Below are 17,723 nucleotides of genomic sequence, written 5' to 3'. Positions count from 1 at the left end.
CGTACTCCACGGCCCACGGTGAAACGGATCAGCACATGGACACTCCCACCCCGTCCGAAGGAGCCCGCTGCCTGGTGACCGGCGCGAGCGGATACATCGGCGGACGCCTCGTGCCGGAACTGCTCGACAGGGGCTACGCCGTCCGCTGCCTCGCCCGGCACCCGGACCGGCTCCGCGACTTCCCCTGGGCGGACCGGGCGGAGACGGTGCGCGGCGACGTCACCGACGCGGAGAGCCTCCGGCCCGCGCTCGACGGCGTCGACGTCGCCTACTACCTGGTCCACTCGATGAGCTCGACCCCCGACTTCGAGGCCACCGACCGGCGCGCCGCCCGCACCTTCGCCGCCGCCGCCAAGGCCGCGGGGGTGCGGCGCATCGTCTACCTCGGCGGCCTCTCCCCGCGCGGGGTGCCGGAGGAGGAACTCTCCCCGCACCTGCGCTCCCGCACCGAGGTGGGCCGCATCTTCCTCGACTCGGGCGTCCCCACGACCGTCCTGCGCGCCGCCGTCGTCATCGGCTCCGGATCCGCCTCCTTCGAGATGCTCCGGTACCTGACCGAGCGGCTGCCCGTCATGGTCACCCCCAGCTGGGTCGGCACCCGGGTCCAGCCCATCGGCGTCCGCGACGTGCTGCGCTATCTGGCGGGCAGCGCCGCCATGCCCCCGGACGTCAACAGGGCCTTCGACATCGGCGGCCCCGACGTGCTCACCTACCGGGAGATGATGGAGCGGTACGCCGAGACCGCCGGCCTCCGCAAACGCCTCATCGTCCCCGTGCCCGTGCTCACCCCCGGCCTCTCCAGCCAGTGGATCGGCCTCGTCACGCCCGTGCCGGCCTCCCTGGCCCGGCCCCTCACCGAGTCGCTCCGCCACGAGGTGGTGTGCACCGAGCACGACATCGCGCGGTACGTCCCCGACGGCCCCGGCAGGCCCGTCCCCTTCGCCGAGTGCCTCCGCCTGGCCCTCCGCAAGGTGCGCGACGCCCAGGTCGCCACCCGCTGGTCCTCCGCCTCGGCGCCGGGGGCACCGAGCGACCCGCTGCCGACCGACCCCGACTGGGCGGGCGGCAGCCTCTACACGGACGAGCGGTCCCGCCCCGTCGACGCGACCCCGGAGGCGCTGTGGCGGGTCATCGAGGGCGTGGGCGGCGAGAACGGCTGGTACTCCTTCCCGCTGGCCTGGGCCGTACGGGGATGGGCTGACCGCCTCGTCGGGGGAGTGGGGCTGAGGCGGGGGCGCCGGGACGCGTACCGACTCCGGGTCGGCGACGCGCTGGACTTCTGGCGCGTCGAGGCGATCGACCGAGGGCGGCTGCTGCGCCTCCGCGCCGAGATGCGCCTCCCCGGCCTCGCCTGGCTGGAGATGGCCGTCGACCGCGACGAGCGGGGCCGCACCTCCTACCGGCAGCGCGCCGTCTTCCACCCCCGGGGCCTGGCGGGACAGGCGTACTGGTGGAGCGTGGCCCCCTTCCACGCCGTGGTCTTCGGCGGCATGGCCAGGAACATCGCCCGGACCGCCGAGACGGAGAGCGGACGGAAGGACGGCGCGCCGGGCGGATGACGGGCGGGACCCCGCTCGGCGCTCCGGCGCACGGGGCCTACCGCCGGTGCACGGGGCGTACGGGGGGCCTGGGCGCTCCGGTGGCCCCGCCGGTCCGTCGTCCGCCCGGCGGGGTCACCGGACCGCGCCCGTACGGAGGTCGTCCAGGACCGCCCGCGCCGCCCGCGCCCCCGAGGCCAGCGCGCCCTGGAGGGAGCCGGTCGCCCGGTGGTCCCCGCACACGTACCGGCCCGGCTCCCGGCGCACGGTGCGGGAGAGCGGCAGGGGGGCCGGCATCGCCGGCAGGGCGTCGGCGACCGTGACGCGGTGGACCGGCTCCCAGTCGTCCGTGCCGACGCCGTACGCCTCGCCCAGGGCGTCCAGGACGGCCTTCCCGTCCGCCGGGCCGGGGGAGCCGAGCACCGAGGTGGACACCAGGGCCCGGCCGTCGGAGGAGAAGCCGGGCTGGACGGCGGTGAGGACGCAGGTGTTGAGGAACCTGCGCCGGGAGTCGACGACGAGGACGGGTTCCCCCAGCGGGGGCCGGGGCACGGCGTGGTAGAGCGTGGTCACGGTCCGGCCGTCCGGGACGCGGAGCCCCGGGAGCAGCTCCGCCGCGACCCGCTGCCCGGTCGCGACCACGACCGCGCGGGCCGCCGTCTCGCGGCCGTCCGCGAGGAGCACGCCCCCGGGCGTCAGGGCGGAGACCGGCGCCGAGGTCCGCAGCACGCCCGGCGGAAGCCGCGACGCGAGCTGGGCGGGCACCGCGCCGATGCCCCCGGCCGGCAGGCAGAGGGTGCCGCGCAGCATGCTCCGCCACACCAGGTGGAAGAAGCGCGCCGAGGTCTCCAGCCGGTCCTCCAGGAAGACGCCGGAGAGGAACGGCCGGAAGAAGGTCTCCACCAGGTGCGGCGAGACGCCGGCCCGGGCGAGGGCGTCGCGCGTGGTGCCGTCGCCGCCGCGCCGCAGCACCGCCGCCGGGGCCAGCGCGTCCCGGGCCGACAGGGCGGCGAGGGCGAGCAGGTCGCGGCCGGACGCGAGCCGACCCGGGAGCAGGTCCCGGCTCTCCCCGGGGCGCCGGGTCGGATCGGTGAACCGGCGCGGTCCGTCGTCGGTGTGCACGAGCACCCCGGGGGTGAACGGCCGCAGCCGCAGCGCTTTGAGGTCCACGCGTCGTTTCACCTGCGGGTAGGAGGTGTTGAAGACCTGGAAGCCGCGGTCCAGGGTGAAGCCGTTCACCCGGTCGGTGCGCATCCGCCCGCCGGCCTCCTCGGCGGCCTCCAGGAGCAGCACCCGAGAGCCCGCCGCGCACAGGTCGCCGGCGCAGGCCAGACCGGCCGCCCCCGCCCCCACGACCACCACGTCGTACGGCCCGTCGCCCGTCGTCCTCGCCATGGCGTTCCCGTCCTTCCCTGCTCGGTGATCCGTGATCCGTGATCCGCAGTGCGTCGTGAGGGGTGCACTGCCGCCCCTCCGTCCCCTTCGCCCCAAGGGCGCCCGCCGGATGCGGGGAGCGCGCCGGAAACCCCTGATTCGACGCGCGGGACCCTGCGGAAAATTCGATGCGGAAACGCTGCGTGTTGAGCGAAGCGATGCACGGAGCGGACGGTGAGGGAGCACGGGCCCGAGGCCCGACGCCCGCCCTTCCGGGGCGGGCGCACACCCGGTGGTCGTCAGCACCACCGTCCGGAGGAGGAAGCGCCATGACCGCACGACGGACGCACGGTGACCCGGCCCCCGTCCCCCGCGCGGCGGACGCCGTCACGGACGCCGCCGCGGCCACCGACGAGCGGATCGCCCAGGGCCTGGCCGGCGGGGAGGAGGAGTGCCTGGCCGTCGCGTACCGGCGCTGGGGACGCCTGGTCCACACGCTCGCCGCCCGGTCCCTGGGCGACCCGCGCGAGGCGGAGGACGTCACCCAGCAGGTCTTCGACGCCGCCTGGCGCGGCCGGGCGAACTTCCGCCCCGAACGGGGCACCCTGCCGGCCTGGCTGGTCGGCATCACCCGCCGCAAGGTCGCCGACGCGCTGGCCGCCCGCACCCGCCGCACCGAACTCGCGGCGACCCTCGGCGCCTCCCTGGAGCACGAGCACCGGAGCGACGCGGAACCCGAGCGGGTCCTCGACCGGCTGGTCGTCACCGAGGAACTGGCCAGGCTGCCCCGGGTCCAGCGGGACGTGCTGGAGCTCGCCTACTTCGCCGACCTGACCCAGACGCAGATCGCCGACCGCACCGGCATGCCGCTGGGCACCGTGAAGAGCCACGCCCGCCGCGGCCTCCAGCGCATGCGCCACAGCCTCGCGCCCGCGGGCGCCGGGCACTGAACGGCCCGCCCGGCGGCACGCCGGCGGGGCCCGCCGACAGGGACAGACACCGCCGCGCCCGCGCCGGTGCACACGACAGAAGCTCGTACGAGGGGTGGAGACGATGGACCGACGAAGCGTGGCCGTGGTGGGGGCGGGGGTGGCCGGCCTCACCGCCGCCCACCTCCTCTCCCGCGTGCACGACGTGACCCTGTACGAGGCGGACGACCGGCTCGGCGGCCACGCTCACACCCACGAGCTCCCCACCGCGGAGGGCGGCACCCTCCACGTCGACACCGGCTTCATCGTCCACAACGAACGCACCTACCCCCACCTCCTGCGCCTCTTCCGCGAGCTGGGCGTCACCACGCAGGACGCCGAGATGAGCATGTCCGTGCGCTGCGACGGATGCGGCCTGGAGTACGCCGGGGCACGCGGCCTCCGCGGCCTCCTCGGCGGCGGCAACGTCCGCAGGGGCCGCCACCTGCTGACGCTCGCCGACGTCCCCCGCTTCCACCGCGCCGCCCGCGGCCTCCTCGCCGCCGACGACCTCACCCTCACCTTCGGCGACTTCCTCCGGGCCCGCCGCTTCTCCGCCCACTTCGTCAGCCACTTCGCGATCCCCCTCGTCTCCGCCGTGTGGTCGTGCCCGCCCGACACCGCCCTGCGGTACCCCGCCGTGCACCTCTTCCGCTTCCTCGACCACCACGGTCTCCTCTCGGTCACCGGCTCCCCGCAGTGGAAGACCGTCACCGGAGGCTCCGCGGCCTACGTCGCCCGCATCGCCGAGCCCATCGCCTCCGTCCGCACCGCGACCCCGGTGCGCGCCGTCGTCCGGGGCGCCGCCCGCGCGACGGTCGTCACCGCCGACGGCGACTCCACCGAGCACGCGGCGGTCGTCGTCGCCGTCCACCCCGACCAGGCCCTGCGGCTCCTCGCGGACCCCACCGAGGAGGAACGGCGCGTCCTCGGCGCCTTCACCTACTCCCGCAACCCCACCGTCCTGCACCGCGACACCGGCCTGCTGCCCCGCTCGCCGCACGCCCGCGCCTCCTGGAACTACCGGCTGCCCTCCTGCACCGCCCGCCCGGGCTCCGTCCAGGTCAGCTACGACATGAACCGCCTCCAGCGGCTGCGCAGCGCCGAACCGCACGTCGTCACCCTCAACCCCGGCGACCGGATCGACGAATCGGCCGTCCTCGCCCGCATGACGTACGAACACCCCGTCTACACCCCGGAGTCCGTGGCCGCCCAGCGCCTCCTGCCCGCGCTCCGCACCCCCGTCACCGCCTACGCCGGCGCCTACCACGGCTGGGGCTTCCACGAGGACGGCTGCCGCTCCGGCGTCGAGGCCGCCCGCCACCTGGGAGCGGCACTCCGATGAACACGACCCCGAGGAGCCGGCCCCGGCGGGCCCGGGGCCCGCGCGCCCGCACCGGCCCGGCCTCCGGGACCGGACCGCCGGCCGGACCCGTCCCCGCCCTGTACGAGACCGAGATCGCCCACACCCGCACCGGCCCCGTCCGGTACGGGCTCCGCCACCGCACGTACATGTGGCTGGTCGACCTCGACCGGCTGCCCGTCCTGCCCCGCCCCCTGCGCCCGCTCGCCCGCTTCGACCCCGCCGACCACTTCGACGGCGACGCCCCGACCCTGCGAGCCGCCCTCGACGCCCGCCTCGCCGCCCACGGCGTGACCGGCGCCGACGGACGGGTCCTGATGCTCGCCCACGCCCGCGTCCTCGGACACGTCTTCAACCCGCTCACCCTGTACTGGTGCCACGCCCGCGACGGCCGCCCCGTCTGCGTCGTCGCGGAGGTCCACAACACCTACGGCGGACGCCACGCGTACGTGCTGTTCCCCGACCGCCGGGGCCGCGCCGAGACGCCCAAGGACTTCTACGTCTCCCCGTTCCTCGACGTCGCGGGCACCTACCGCATGCGCCTGCCCCTCCCCGGCGAACTGCTCGACCTGACCGTCCAGCTCCGCCTCCCGGACGGCACCAGGCCGCTGACCGCCACCGTGCGCGGCACCCGGCGCCCCGCCGGGCCGGGAGCCCTGCTCCGGGCCGCCGTCCGGCACCCGTGGCCCACCGCCGCGGTCTCCCTCGGCATCCGCCGCCACGGGATCCGCCTCTGGCTCAAGGGCCTCCGGCCCCGCCCCCGTACCGCCCCCACCCCGCAGGAAGGCACCCCGTGACCCTCTCGCTCCCCCCGGCCGCACCGCGCGCCGCCCGCCCCGGCGTCGTCCCCGTGGACCCCGACCGCTGGCCCGGCGTCGCCCGGCCGCCCCGTGCCTCCGCGGCGCGCACCGCCGTGGCCCGCCTGCTGGTGGAGTCCGCGTTCGCCCGGCTGCCGCTGCGGATACGGACGGACGGCCGCCCCACCGTCCCGGCGCGGCGGACCGGCGACGACGTCCCCCTGCCGACGCTCACGCTCCACGACCCGGCGGCGTTCCACCGGCGGATCGGCGCGGACGGGCTGATCGGCTTCGGCGAGTCGTACATGGCGGGAGAGTGGGACGCGGACGACCTCGTCGCCGTCCTCACCGTCCTCGCCCGCCACGTCGACGACCTCGTCCCCGCACCGCTGCGCCGGTTCAGGGGCGCCTGGGTCCGCCGCAGACCGCGCGCCGACCGCAACACGCCCGACGGGTCCCGCGCGAACATCCGCCGCCACTACGACCTCTCCAACGAGCTCTTCGCGCTCTTCCTCGACCCCGGACTCAGCTACTCCTCCGCCGTCTTCGACCCCCTGCCGGACGCGTCCGGCACCCTCGCCGGCGCGATCCTTCCCGACGAGGTCCTCACCGCCGCCCAGCACCGCAAGATCGACCTGCTCCTCGACCTCGCGGGCACCGGGCCCGGCACCGAACTCCTGGAGATCGGCACCGGCTGGGGCGAACTCGCGATCCGCGCCGCCGCCCGGGGCGCCCGCGTCCGCACCGTCACGCTCTCCGAGGAGCAGCTCGCACTGGCCCGGCACCGCGTCGCCCTCGCCGGATTCGCCGACCGCGTCACCGTCGAACTGCTCGACTACCGGCAGATCAGGGGCCGTTACGACGCCGTCGTCAGCGTCGAGATGATCGAGGCCGTGGGGGCCGACTTCTGGCCCGACTACTTCACGGCCCTCCGCCGCCTCCTCGCCCCGGGCGGCCGCGTCGCCCTCCAGGCCATCACCATGCCGCACGAGCGGATGCTCGCCACCGCCCGGACCCACACGTGGATCAGCAAGTACGTCTTCCCCGGCGGCCTCATCCCCTCGCCGGAGGCCATCGCCCGGGAGAGCGCCGCCGCAGGACTGCGCACGGTCCACGACCGGGGCTACGGCGACCACTACGCCGAGACGCTCCGCCAGTGGCGCGCCCGCTTCCTCCGCGAGGAGGCCGCTGTCGCCGCCCTCGGCTTCGACGGCGTCTTCCGGCGCATGTGGGAGTTCTACCTCGCCTGGTCCGAGGCGGGCTTCCGCTCCGGTTACCTCGACGTCCGCCAGATCGGCTTCACCGCCGGGGAGGACGGGGGGACGGCGCGATGACTCCCGCACGACACCGGGCGCCCGCCGACGGATACGGGGAGGAGACGTGAGCCCCGTCGACACCGGGGCCCTCGGCCCCGTCCTCGCCGCCTCGGCCGCCGCCGCGCTCGCCGTCATGCTGGTGGCCTTCGCCATCGGCACGGCGAAGGGCCTGCACCGGATCGTCGACGTCGCCTGGGGCGTCGCCTTCGCCGCCGTCGCCACGGTGGCCTGGGTCCTCGCGGCCGGTCACGGCGACGACGTCCGCAGGACGGCCGTCGCCCTCGCCACCGTCGTGTGGGGGCTGCGGCTGGCCGTCCACATCGCCCGGCGGGGACGCGGCCACGGGGAGGACCCGCGGTACGCGCGGATGCTCGCCAAGGGCCGCGGATCCCCCACCTTCTACGCCCTGCGGAAGGTGTACCTCCTCCAGGGCGCCCTGGTCTGGCTGGTCTCCCTCCCCGTCCAGGTCGCCGTCCTGCTGCCCCGGCCGCTGGACGCCACCGCCTGCCTGGGCCTCGCCGTGTGGGCGACCGGCCTCGCCTTCGAGGCCGTGGGCGACCGTCAGCTGGCCCGCTTCAAGGCCGATCCGGCGAACCGGGGACGCATCATGGACCGGGGACTGTGGGCCTGGACCCGCCACCCCAACTACTTCGGCGACTTCCTGGTCTGGTGGGGCCTGTACCTGACGGCCTGCGCCACCTGGCAGACCGCCGCCCTCACCCTCGTCTCCCCGCTCGTCATGACCGGCCTGCTCGTCTGGGGCAGCGGCAAGCGGCTCCTGGAGGCCCACATGGCCGACCGTCCGGGATACGCGGAGTACCGGGCTCGGACCAGCGGCTTCCTGCCCCGGCCTCCCCGCCGGAGCGCGTGAGCCGCCAGGAGCGGAGGGGAGGGGCCGGCGGTCGGGGGACAGCGGGGGATCAGCCCCCCGCGCCCCCCGCGGGCTCCGCGTACAGCCGGGAGACGGCGCCGATCGCCTCGCGCAGGCTCGTGGGCCGTACGGTCCCGGGGCCGACGGGCCGGCCGGCCCAGCCGGGACCCGCGAGGAGCGTCAGCGGCGTCCGGCGCGCGCCCCGCACCCCGAACGCCGTCCCCGCGACGTGCCGGGCCAGCGCGTGGTGTGCGGTGGACCGGGCCTGGGACCACAGCACGACGGCGGCCGGGCCCGACCGCCGCACCGCCGAGTCGAGGGCCTCGGCCGGCACGGCGGCACCGAACATCCGGGTGGGCAGGCCCTGCTCGGCGAGACCGGCGGCCAGCGCCTCCAGCGGCAGGGTGTGCTGCTCGCCGGGAACGCAGGCGAGGAGCGCCGGGGGGCCCGGGACGGAGGCGGAGCCGGTGACGGTCGCCTGCCGCAGCGCGGTGGAGATGTGCCAGGAGAGCAGGTGCTCCACCTCCACGTACCGGTCCCCCGACGTCTCCCACTTCCTGCCCACCGCGTGCAGCGTCGGCGCCATGACCTCCTCCCAGGCGGTGACCAGGCCGTACTGTGAGAGGACGTCCTGGAGCAGCCTCCCCATGGCCGGCCCGTCGAGGCGCACCGCCGCCCGCGCGAGCCCCCGGCACTCCTGCCGCACGTCCCCCAGCGGCAGGCCGCTCCCGCCGGCGCGCACGGGGGGAGCGGGGACGGAGGCGGGCACGTCCTCCCCGGTGCCCCTCTCTCCGGTCCCCTTCCCCACGACCGCTTCTTCCCGGGCCGCTTCTTCCCCGACCGGCTCTTTTCCGGTCTGCTCTTTCCGGGCCGTTCCTTCCAGGGCCTCCCGGGGCTCCTCCGCGGAGGACCGCCGCGTCCGGACGGCGCGGGCCGCTTCGGCGGGAGGCACGCCCGAGGCCGTGAGGCGGCACATCTCCTCCAGCATCGCGACGTCCGCGGGGCTCCACCGCCGGTGGCGTCCGTCCGCGCGCACGGCGGGCCCGATCCCGTACCGCTGGTCCCAGGAACGGACGGTGGTGGGGGAGACCCCCAGGCGCCGGGCCACCGCGCCCGTGGTGATCCCGTGAGCGACGTCGGACATGCCCCTCACCCTACGGTGCGGGGGCGACGCCGAAACGACGGGAAGGCGGCGAGGGCCGCCCGGCCGGCGCGGACGGGCGTGGAAGGACGCTGCCGGCGGCCTGCGGTCATGGGCGCCACGCCTCGGCGGCCCCGGGGAGCCGGTCGGCCACCCCGTCGCCGAGCCGTTCGAACTCCCCGCGCAGGAACGGTTCGGCCAGCCGGGCGAAGCCCTTGAACGACAGCGACGCCCGGTAGACCAGCCGCGTGGCCGTGCCCTCCTCGGCGAACCGGAGGTCGTCCAGGGCGTCCACCGTCCGGTTCCTCCCCGAGAACACCAGCCGGGCCGGCTCGCGGACGACCAGCTCGTACTCCAGCTCCGTCGTGCGCCCCCGGAAGCGCGAGGTGTTCCGCCACCGCGAGCCCGGCCGCGGCGCCCCCTCGCCGATCCCGACGCAACGGACGGTCCCGGGGTCCCATTCCTCGGCGTGGCCGAAGTCCTCCAGATACGCCACGACCTCCGCCAGGGGACGGCGCACCACGATCACGCGCTCCACACTGATCACCGGACGGTCCTCCTCCCACGTCTCCGCCGGGCACGCCGACGTCCCGGGCATCCGTACTTCCCGCCCCGGCACCCGGCCGGATGCACGCGGACGCAGGCCCGGACACACACCAGGAGGGGCGGCAGCGACGCACGAACGATGCGAAAGGGGGACGAGACGGCCCGTGCCGCTTCCCGGTGCCCGGACCGTCGCGACGGATCAGGTTTAGCCCGCGCGTCCCGGGCGAGACGATCTCCCATGAGTGCTTCGGAGAAGAGCGAGCAGAACCCGTCCGCCTGGACCGGCCCCTACGCCGTGCCGGACTATCCCGATCTGCCGCAGCTGGACGACTCCGTGGCGGAGGACGGCGACGAGCAGGAGGACGCGGGAGAGTTCGATCCGCTCGCGGCACCGCTCGCCCGGAAGGCCCGTACGGCCGTGCGGGCGGCCCGTGACCAGGGGAGCGGGCTGTGGGCGGCCGGGCGCGCGCATCCGGCCGCGTCGGGCGGCGCCGTCGCGGTCGCGGCGGGTGCCCTCGCCCTGGCGTACGCGCTGGGACGAAAGACCGGACGGGGGGCCGCGCGGCGCGACCTCGGGCCGGTGGCCCTGTTCCTCGAACGCCGCCCCTGACTCAGCCCCTCCGCCAGGACGCGGAGGAACGGCCCTTGCCGAGACCGCGCCGGCCCCGGGAGCGGCGCCACCGTCCTCCCACCGGTGTGATCCCGGTGACGGACGGTGTGGAAACCGAGAAGGGGGGAAGAGCGGAGAGGGAGGTGCCCCACGGCGGCCACCCGTTCCGGACGAGGGGAGCACGAGTGCCATGGCGGACGCGATCACCGCGGAGCGCGCGGCACCGGCATCCCTCCTGACCGCGAGCGTCGTCTATGACGCGGCCCCTCACGGGGACGCCATGGCCTCCGCCCGCGCCTTCACGGCCGACTTCCTGGCGGCCGCCCCCGCCGCGCGGCCCGTCCCGGTGGAGGACGAGCACGTCGAACTGGCGCAGCTGGTGGTCAGCGAGCTGGTGACCAACGCGGTCCGGCACGCCTCCGGCCTCTGCCGCCTGGTGCTGGAACTGTCCCGGGACGCCCTGGACATCTCGGTCCTCGACCGCGAGCCGGCCGCCCCCGTGCTCCGCGGGCACGACCCCGGGCGCATCGGGCAGCACGGCGTCGAGATCGTCGTCGCCGTCTGCGAGAGCCTCGTCGTCGAGCCCCACCCGGAGGGGAAACGGGTCCGCGCCCGCCTCTCCCTCCTCCGGTAGCCGGCCGGTACGGCTCCTGCCCGCAGGCCCCCGCCGCACCCCCGCCCCCGGCTTGCGGAGAGCCGCCGTCCGGGAAGGATGGAGCGGGGAGGGCCAGAGGATGCCCAGGGGGGATCCGGGTCCCGGCACGGGACCTCTCACACACGCTGGAGCGCACATGACGCAGTTGCCCCCGCCCGTCACGCCCTATCTGGAGCCGGCCGCGAGGGAGCTCGCCGAGGCGACGGATCCGCATCCGAGGATCTACGAGGTCCCGCCGGAGCAGGGGCGGGACATCCTGGCCGGTCTGCAGAGCGGTGAGGGGGTGTCCCGGCCGGAGGTGGACGAGGAGTGGGTGGAGGTCGACGCCGGTGAGTGGGGCACGGTCCGCACCCGGATCATCCGCCCGAAGGGCGTCACCGGGCCGCTGCCCGTCATCGTCTACATCCACGGGGCGGGCTGGGTCTTCGGCGACGACAGGACCCACGACCGCCTCTTCCGCGAGCTCGTCGTGGGAGCGGGTGCGGTGGGCGTCTTCCCGGTGTACGACCGGGCGCCGGAGGCGAAGTACCCGACCCAGGTGGAGCAGAACTACGCGGTGGGCCAGTGGGTGCGGAAGAACGGCGCGGACCACGGCATGGACACCTCGCGGGTGGCGGTCACCGGCGAGTCCGTGGGCGGCTGCATGTCCGCGGTCTTCGCGCTGATGAACAAGGAGCGCGAGGACGGTCTCGGCCTGAAGGCCCAGGTCCTGCTCTACCCGGTGACCGACGCGGACTTCGACACGCCGTCGTACCTGCAGTTCGCGGAGGGCTACTACCTCACCCGCGACGGCATGAAGTGGTTCTGGGACGCGTACACCACCGACCCCGCCGAGCGGCTCCAGCACTACGCCTCGCCGCTGCGGTCGACGCTCGACCAGCTCAGGGGCCTGCCCCCGACCCTGGTCATCACCGACGAGGCGGACGTCCTGCGGGACGAGGGCGAGAAGTACGCCAACAAGCTCCGTGAGGCCGGCGTCGACGTGACCTCGGTCCGGGTGGCGGGCATGGTCCACGACTTCCTGCTCCTGGACAGCCTGCGCGACACCCGGGCGGCGAACGTGGCGCGCAAGCTCGCCGTCGACGCCCTGCGCGACGCCCTCCACGACGACTGACCGCACCACGCCCCGGACGCGCACGCCGCCGGCGGACTGCTGCATGATGGCCGGTGACGCCGTCCGGGGCGAGGCGCGCCGGACGGCACGCCGATCACGCACGATGGAGGGCACATGGGCGACACGGAGAAGGCGGTCCTGGCCGGGGGCTGCTTCTGGGGGATGCAGGACCTCATCCGCAGGCGGCCGGGGGTCGTGAGCACCCGGGTGGGCTACACCGGCGGGGACACCCCGCACGCCACCTACCGCGACCACGGCGACCACGCCGAGGCGATCGAGGTGCTCTACGACCCCGCCGTCACGAGCTACCGGGACCTGCTGGAGTTCTTCTTCCAGATCCACGACCCCAGCACCGTCGACCGCCAGGGCAACGACGTCGGGCGCAGCTACCGCTCCGCCCTCTACTACACGGACGAGGACCAGAAGCGCGTGGCGCTCGACACCATCGCCGACGTCGACGCCAGCGGGCTGTGGCCGGGCCCGGTGGTGACCGAGGTCGAGGCGCTGGGGGACTTCTGGGAGGCGGAGCCCGAGCACCAGGACTACCTGGAGCGCTACCCCGACGGCTACACCTGCCACTTCCCGCGCCCCGGCTGGAAGCTCCCCCGCCGGGGCCAGGACGGCACCGACCCCGCCGGATGAGCACCCCCGCCCGCCCCGCCCCCGCCCCGCAGCCGCGGGCGGGGCGGGAGCGGGCTCAGTGCTCGCAGAGGGAGAACTCCCGCTCGTAGAGCTGCTCGTTGTGCTCGTCGACGAAGAACTTCCTTTCCTCCATGAGCTGTTCGCGGAAGTCCTCGGCCTGTGCGCGCGTCATGGTCGACGTCGCGGCCCACGGCTGCTGCGGCGGCACGTCGGAGGTGGAGACGATCCGCTCCGACGGGTCGACGAGGAAGAACGCGAGGATCTTGCGGTGTCCCGGGCGGGCGGGGTCCGCGAGGCGGAACGAACCGACGCGGTGCTGCAGGACGTTCGGGAACGCCAGGCAGCGGCCCGCCGGGGTCGGCGCCGAGCCGAGCAGCTGGTTCAGCGCGTCCCCGTCCTCCAGGTCGTAGATCTCCAGCACGCCCTCGTCGTCGCTCTGCTCGTACTCCGGGTCGTCGACCGCCGCCCGGAAGCTCAGCCGGCTCTCGGTGATGTTCTCGTTGTCCCAGTAGTAGATGCAGGTCGAGACGATCCGCTCGTTCAGCATCCCCTCGACGTGCCAGGAGCCGCCGTCGTACTCGGGCCGCTCCGGGGTGAGGTGGACGGTGGCGAGCTTGGCGACGACCTGGAGGCGGCGGCCGCGCAGATCGACCCGGGCGGACGCCCCGGGCGGCTCGGGCGGGGTGAATTCGGGGGCGTCCGGGACGACGGGGACCCGGTTGTCCCACCACTCGCCCATGGCCTTCCGCCACGCGTCGAGAGCCTTGCCGTAGCCTTCCTCGTCGTCGTGGTCGGACCTGACGGGGGCCTCCGGCTCGGGGCCGTACCACGCGTAGGCGTCGGCCTCGATCCGCGGGGGCCTCGGATGGCGCAGGTCGGTGAGCACGTTCTCCAGCAGCGGGCGCACGCGCGCGAACAACTCCGGCAGCACCGCGTTCAGTTCGCGGTGCTCCTCGGGGTGGACGTTGTTGACGTAGGAGAGGAAGGAGACCTCGCCGTCGTCACCCACCTCCACGTCCGTCGGCAGCCACTGGAACCTCTCCGAGAACTCGTGCTTCGCGTAGTACGGGCCCGTCGGGTTCCGCCACGTCTCCTCGGGCGCCCCGCTCACCCCCCTCACCAGGCAGAACATCGAGGGGTGCACCAGGTCCAGCACCTGGCCGCCGGAGCCCGGGTGCCAGTCCTTCTCCGCCTCGGGGACCTCCTCCAGGACCCGGACCGCCTCGCGCAGCCGGTCCCTGAGCGCGTCGTCGACCAGCGCGTCCGACTGCCACACCCCGTCCACGGCGGCCACCTCGACGCCGGTCCGCCCGTCCCGCAGCGCGGCGTAGTGCGCGAGTTCGGCGAGGACGTAGCGGATCTGCGCCTCGGTGAGCCCCTGCTCGACCGCCTCCCGCGTCCACCGGGCGACGACCTCGGCGTCGTTCCGCTTGTCGAACCAGCCCGGTTTCTCCCTCAGGTGCGCGCTGCACCGCATCATCTCCAGCTCCCGCAGCGTCCGGGGCGCCGTGAACGGCAGCGAACGGGCGGCTTGAAAGGGCAGCGGGAAAGCAGCCGGGCCAGTCACTTCTCTGGTCCTCCCAGTCGGGTGTGCGGTGCCGGGAACGATACTTCAGCGCACCGACACCGCCTCCCCGGCCTCCGAGGGGGCGGGGCCCGGTCATCCGCAGGCGGCGACGAGCGCAGCGGTGAACTCCTCGGCCAGGCCGGTGATCACGGGAAGGCCGAAGGCCAGCGCGTTGTACTGGAGCCAGCACCGCAGACCGCCGTCCGGCCGCTCGACCACGGTCAGTTCGGGCACCCCCCGGTCGCCGCCCGGCAGCGGCCAGGGCACGGTGCTCCCGCGCGGCAGCTCCCAGGGCGCGCAGGCCAGGCCGGGCAGCTGCGCGGGCGCGGCCCACGCCTCGTAACGGATCCAGGCCGCGAACGGCGCGGAAGGGCTGAACTCGGCGAACGGGTACAGCTGGTGGTCCAGCGCCTCGCCGTAGACCACCCGCAGCCGGTCCACCAGCTCCGCGAAACCGGGCCCCCCGCTCGCGTCCACCCGCAGCAGCAGCGACTGGACGAAGCAGCCGACCGTCCGCTCGGCGTCCGGCCGGGGACGGCCGGGCACCGGAGTCATCACCACCAGGTCGGGAGACCCGCCGCGGCGCGCCAGCAGCCCGGTCCAGGCCGCGGCGACGGCCAGGAAGGGCGTGGCGCCCAGCTCGCCCGCCCGGACCCGGAGGGCCCGCGCCACCTCCGCCGGAACCTCGAACTCGTGGGCCTGCGTCAGCACTTCGTCCACGTCCCGGCGCCCGTCGAACCGTTCGACGGCCTCCGGCGCACCGGCCAGCGCAGCCCCGAAGTGGGCGCGGGAGACCGGCCAGTGGCCGTTCGCCCATTCCACCAGCTCCCGGTAGCCGGGACCCGGCCGGGCCGGCGGCACCGGACGGCCCCGCCGCAGCGCGGAGTAGAACACCCCGAGGTCCGCCAGCAGCACCCCGGCCGACCAGCCGTCGAAGACCATGTGGTGCGCGGCGACCAGCACCACGTGGTCGGTCTCCGACCGGCTGACCACCAGGAGCCGGGTCATCGGGTCACGGGCCAGATCGGTGAGCCGGTCGCGCTCGGCCAGCAGCAGGGCGTCCACCTCCGCGTCCGTGGCCCCCGGCGCCCGGGTCAGCGTGATCCGCGCCCGGGGCTCCTCGTCGAGCACCGCCCGCACGACCCCGCCGCCCACCGGCTCGAACCGGGTGCGCAGCGCGGGATGGCGCCGGACCGCTTCGGTGAGCGCCCGGCCCAGGACCTCCGGTTCGAGCCGGTCGGTCACCCGGAACAGCGCCGACACCGCGCCCGCGTCCCGCCCCGGCGCCTCGGCCATCCAGCGGAAGAAGTTCTCCTGCTGCGAGGTCAGGGCGACGGCGTGCGGCTGCGCGCGGAGCGCGGCCAGGAACGGCGGCACGTCCTCCGGGCCGGCCGCCCCGGCGGCGACGGCGGCGGGCCGCCGGTCGCGGCGGTCCACCCAGGCCGCCTGGGCGCGCAGCGAGGGCCGTTCGAAGACCACGGCGGTACCGGCCCGCAGCCCGAACTCCTCGCCGATGGCGGAGGCGAGCTGCACCGCCCGGAACGAGTCGCCGCCGAGCGCGAAGAACTCGGCGGCCACGTCGGTGACCGGCCGCCCCAGCAGCCGCCGCCAGATCCCGGCCAGCCGGAGTTCCGTCGGGGTGGCCGGGGCGACGGCGGCCCCGGCGGGCCCCGCGGGCGCGTCGAACAGCGGACGGAGCCGGTGCTTGACCACCTTGCCGCTCGGGTTCCTGGGCAGGTCGTCCGCGAGCAGGATCCGGACCGGCAGCTCGGCCCGGCTCAGCCGGGAGCCCAGGTACAGCCGGAGCCCGTCCAGGTCCAGCCCGCCGGGCCCGGCCACCACGACCGCGACCGGGACGGCGCCCATCACCGGGTGCGGCAGGCCGAGCGCGGCGGCGTCGGCGACCCCGGGGTGCCCGTGCAGCACCTCCTCGATCCGCAGCGTGGAGACCTTCAGGGCCCCGCTCTTGATGACGTCGCTCTCCCGGTCGACCAGGTACAGGTGACCGTCCGGGCCGAGGCGGCCCAGGTCGCCCATCCGCACCCAGCCGTCCCGGAACACCCGGCCGCCCGGCCCGGAGGCGTCCAGGTAGCGGCGGGCCGGGCCGGGCTGCCGCAGCCAGACCTCGCCGACCTGCCCGGCGGGCAGCGGCGCCCCGTCCGCGTCGAGGATCCGGAGGCCGCGCGGATCCGCCGGGCGGCCCAGCGAGCCGGGGCGGCGCGGATCGACCACGGTGGAGACCTGCGCGGGCGACGCCTCCGCGGAGGTGTACGTGTTGACCAGCGTCACGTCCGGCAGCGCCGCGGCCAGTGCGGCCGCCACCGGCACGGGCAGCGCGGCGGCGGAGGAGTTGACCAGCCGCAGACTGCTCAGGTCGTACCGCTCCGGGGTGCCCGCGTTGAGCAGCTCGATCGCCATCGAGGGCACCAGGAAGGCGGTGCCGATCCCGAACTCCTCGACCGCCGCGCCGAACCGCCCGGCGTCGAAGCGCGGCAGGCTGAGGGTGGTGGGCGCGGCGGTCAGCGCGTTCACCAGCATCACCTGGCCCGCGTTGGTCCCGATCGGGAAGGCGTGCAGGGAGTACCGCGAGTGGGCGTAGGCGCGGTGCCGGGGACGGACGGCGAGCCCGGCGGTCAGGTTCCCGTGCGCGGCGACCACGCCCTTGGGCGCGCCGGTCGTGCCGGAGGTGCCGATCACCTGGGCCGGATCGTCCGGCCCGACCCGGTGCGGCGGTCCGGCCGGCGTCCGCGGGCAGGCCGCCACCAGCGCGTCCAGGTCCAGCTCCCCCAGGCCCGGCACGGCGGGCGGCCCGCCGTCGGCCAGGACCGTGACGGCCCCGGCCGACGCGGCCAGGGCGGCGACGTCCTCCTCGGACAGGTCCTCGCGGACCGGGACGGGCACCCCGCCCGCGTACTGGACGGCGAGGAACCCGACGGCGTACCGGTCCCAGCGCGCGCCGGAGAACCGCAGCACCACCCGGTCGCCCGGTCCGACGCCGGCGGCGGCCAGGCCCGCCGCGGCGCGCAGCGCCTCCTCGCGCCAGCGCCGGTAGGTGAGTTCCCCGCCGCCGACGACGTGCAGCGCGATGCGGTCCGGGTGTTCGGTGGCCCGCGCGTCGAGGAGCTCGGGGACGGTCGCCGCGACGGGCGGCACGGTGCTGGCGATGGCGTTCTCCGGTGCGATTCGTGAGGAGCAGGGAGCAGGGAGCGGGGAGCGGGGAG

General features: G+C 75.6%; 15 protein-coding genes. 10 read left to right on the top strand and 5 right to left on the bottom strand.

All coding sequences use genetic code 11. The annotated features are described in order from the left end of the window. The first annotated feature begins 35 nt into the window (after positions 1-35). Positions 36-1,559, top strand: a complete 1,524-nt coding sequence (locus IE326_RS21920) for an SDR family oxidoreductase (protein ID WP_150226459.1) — start codon at positions 36-38, stop codon at positions 1,557-1,559. Positions 1,560-1,673: 114 nt separating this feature from the next. Here the strand turns inward: IE326_RS21920 and IE326_RS21915 are convergent, their stop codons facing one another. Next, positions 1,674-2,933 (bottom strand): NAD(P)/FAD-dependent oxidoreductase, encoded by a 1,260-nt coding sequence (locus IE326_RS21915; RefSeq protein WP_190042717.1) that lies wholly within the window; start codon positions 2,931-2,933, stop codon positions 1,674-1,676. 308 nt (positions 2,934-3,241) lie between these two features. Here IE326_RS21915 and IE326_RS21910 point away from each other — a divergent pair, with 308 nt between their 5' ends. The 5 genes from IE326_RS21910 to IE326_RS21890 all read left to right on the top strand — a co-directional run bounded on the left by IE326_RS21910 (position 3,242) and on the right by IE326_RS21890 (position 8,227). Continuing rightward, a complete protein-coding gene (locus tag IE326_RS21910) occupies positions 3,242-3,862 on the top strand; it encodes a sigma-70 family RNA polymerase sigma factor (RefSeq protein WP_150226457.1) in 621 nt (206 codons plus the stop codon). A 103-nt stretch (positions 3,863-3,965) separates the two neighbouring features. Continuing rightward, the gene (locus IE326_RS21905) at positions 3,966-5,225 is read left to right on the top strand and encodes an NAD(P)/FAD-dependent oxidoreductase (protein ID WP_150226456.1); all 1,260 of its coding nucleotides are present in this window, start codon (positions 3,966-3,968) and stop codon (positions 5,223-5,225) included. Then, on the top strand, positions 5,222-6,040 hold the full coding sequence (locus IE326_RS21900; protein ID WP_150226455.1) for a DUF1365 domain-containing protein: 819 nt from the start codon (positions 5,222-5,224) through the stop codon (positions 6,038-6,040). Before IE326_RS21905 ends, IE326_RS21900 begins: the two co-directional genes overlap by 4 nt. Continuing rightward, on the top strand, positions 6,037-7,374 hold the full coding sequence (locus tag IE326_RS21895; protein WP_190042716.1) for an SAM-dependent methyltransferase: 1,338 nt from the start codon (positions 6,037-6,039) through the stop codon (positions 7,372-7,374). The genes IE326_RS21900 and IE326_RS21895 overlap by 4 nt, the downstream gene beginning before the upstream one ends. A gap of 46 nt (positions 7,375-7,420) precedes the next feature. Continuing rightward, a complete protein-coding gene (locus IE326_RS21890) occupies positions 7,421-8,227 on the top strand; it encodes a DUF1295 domain-containing protein (RefSeq protein WP_229915561.1) in 807 nt (268 codons plus the stop codon). A 49-nt stretch (positions 8,228-8,276) separates the two neighbouring features. Here the strand turns inward: IE326_RS21890 and IE326_RS21885 are convergent, their stop codons facing one another. Next, a complete protein-coding gene (locus tag IE326_RS21885; RefSeq protein ID WP_190042715.1) occupies positions 8,277-9,371 on the bottom strand; it encodes a MerR family transcriptional regulator in 1,095 nt (364 codons plus the stop codon). A gap of 106 nt (positions 9,372-9,477) precedes the next feature. After that, positions 9,478-9,915: an SRPBCC family protein gene (locus tag IE326_RS21880; protein WP_150226452.1), complete on the bottom strand. Its 438-nt coding sequence runs from the start codon at positions 9,913-9,915 to the stop codon at positions 9,478-9,480. Between the two features lie 237 nt (positions 9,916-10,152). Between IE326_RS21880 and IE326_RS21875 the strand changes: the two genes are divergently transcribed. The 4 genes from IE326_RS21875 to msrA all read left to right on the top strand — a co-directional run bounded on the left by IE326_RS21875 (position 10,153) and on the right by msrA (position 12,935). Continuing rightward, a complete protein-coding gene (locus tag IE326_RS21875) occupies positions 10,153-10,524 on the top strand; it encodes a hypothetical protein (RefSeq protein ID WP_190042714.1) in 372 nt (123 codons plus the stop codon). A 190-nt stretch (positions 10,525-10,714) separates the two neighbouring features. Further along, positions 10,715-11,158 (top strand): ATP-binding protein, encoded by a 444-nt coding sequence (locus tag IE326_RS21870; RefSeq protein ID WP_190042713.1) that lies wholly within the window; start codon positions 10,715-10,717, stop codon positions 11,156-11,158. A gap of 157 nt (positions 11,159-11,315) precedes the next feature. Then, positions 11,316-12,293, top strand: a complete 978-nt coding sequence (locus IE326_RS21865; protein WP_150226449.1) for an alpha/beta hydrolase — start codon at positions 11,316-11,318, stop codon at positions 12,291-12,293. Between the two features lie 114 nt (positions 12,294-12,407). After that, the gene (msrA, locus tag IE326_RS21860) at positions 12,408-12,935 is read left to right on the top strand and encodes a peptide-methionine (S)-S-oxide reductase MsrA (protein WP_150226448.1); all 528 of its coding nucleotides are present in this window, start codon (positions 12,408-12,410) and stop codon (positions 12,933-12,935) included. Positions 12,936-12,990: 55 nt separating this feature from the next. On the opposite strand, the gene IE326_RS21855 is transcribed toward msrA, so the two are convergent. Both IE326_RS21855 and IE326_RS21850 read right to left on the bottom strand, forming a co-directional pair. Next, positions 12,991-14,502, bottom strand: a complete 1,512-nt coding sequence (locus IE326_RS21855) for a DUF4246 domain-containing protein (protein WP_190042712.1) — start codon at positions 14,500-14,502, stop codon at positions 12,991-12,993. Positions 14,503-14,595: 93 nt separating this feature from the next. Then, positions 14,596-17,655, bottom strand: coding sequence for an AMP-binding protein (locus IE326_RS21850; protein WP_229915560.1), 3,060 nt, complete (start codon positions 17,653-17,655; stop codon positions 14,596-14,598). Positions 17,656-17,723: the final 68 nt, after the last annotated feature.

It is taken from the genome of Streptomyces filamentosus, assembly GCF_014654895.1.
In the GTDB taxonomy this organism is placed as follows: domain Bacteria; phylum Actinomycetota; class Actinomycetes; order Streptomycetales; family Streptomycetaceae; genus Streptomyces; species Streptomyces filamentosus.
Note: the sequence above shows the minus strand (reverse complement) of the source record. Positions and strands in the feature narration are given on the sequence as shown.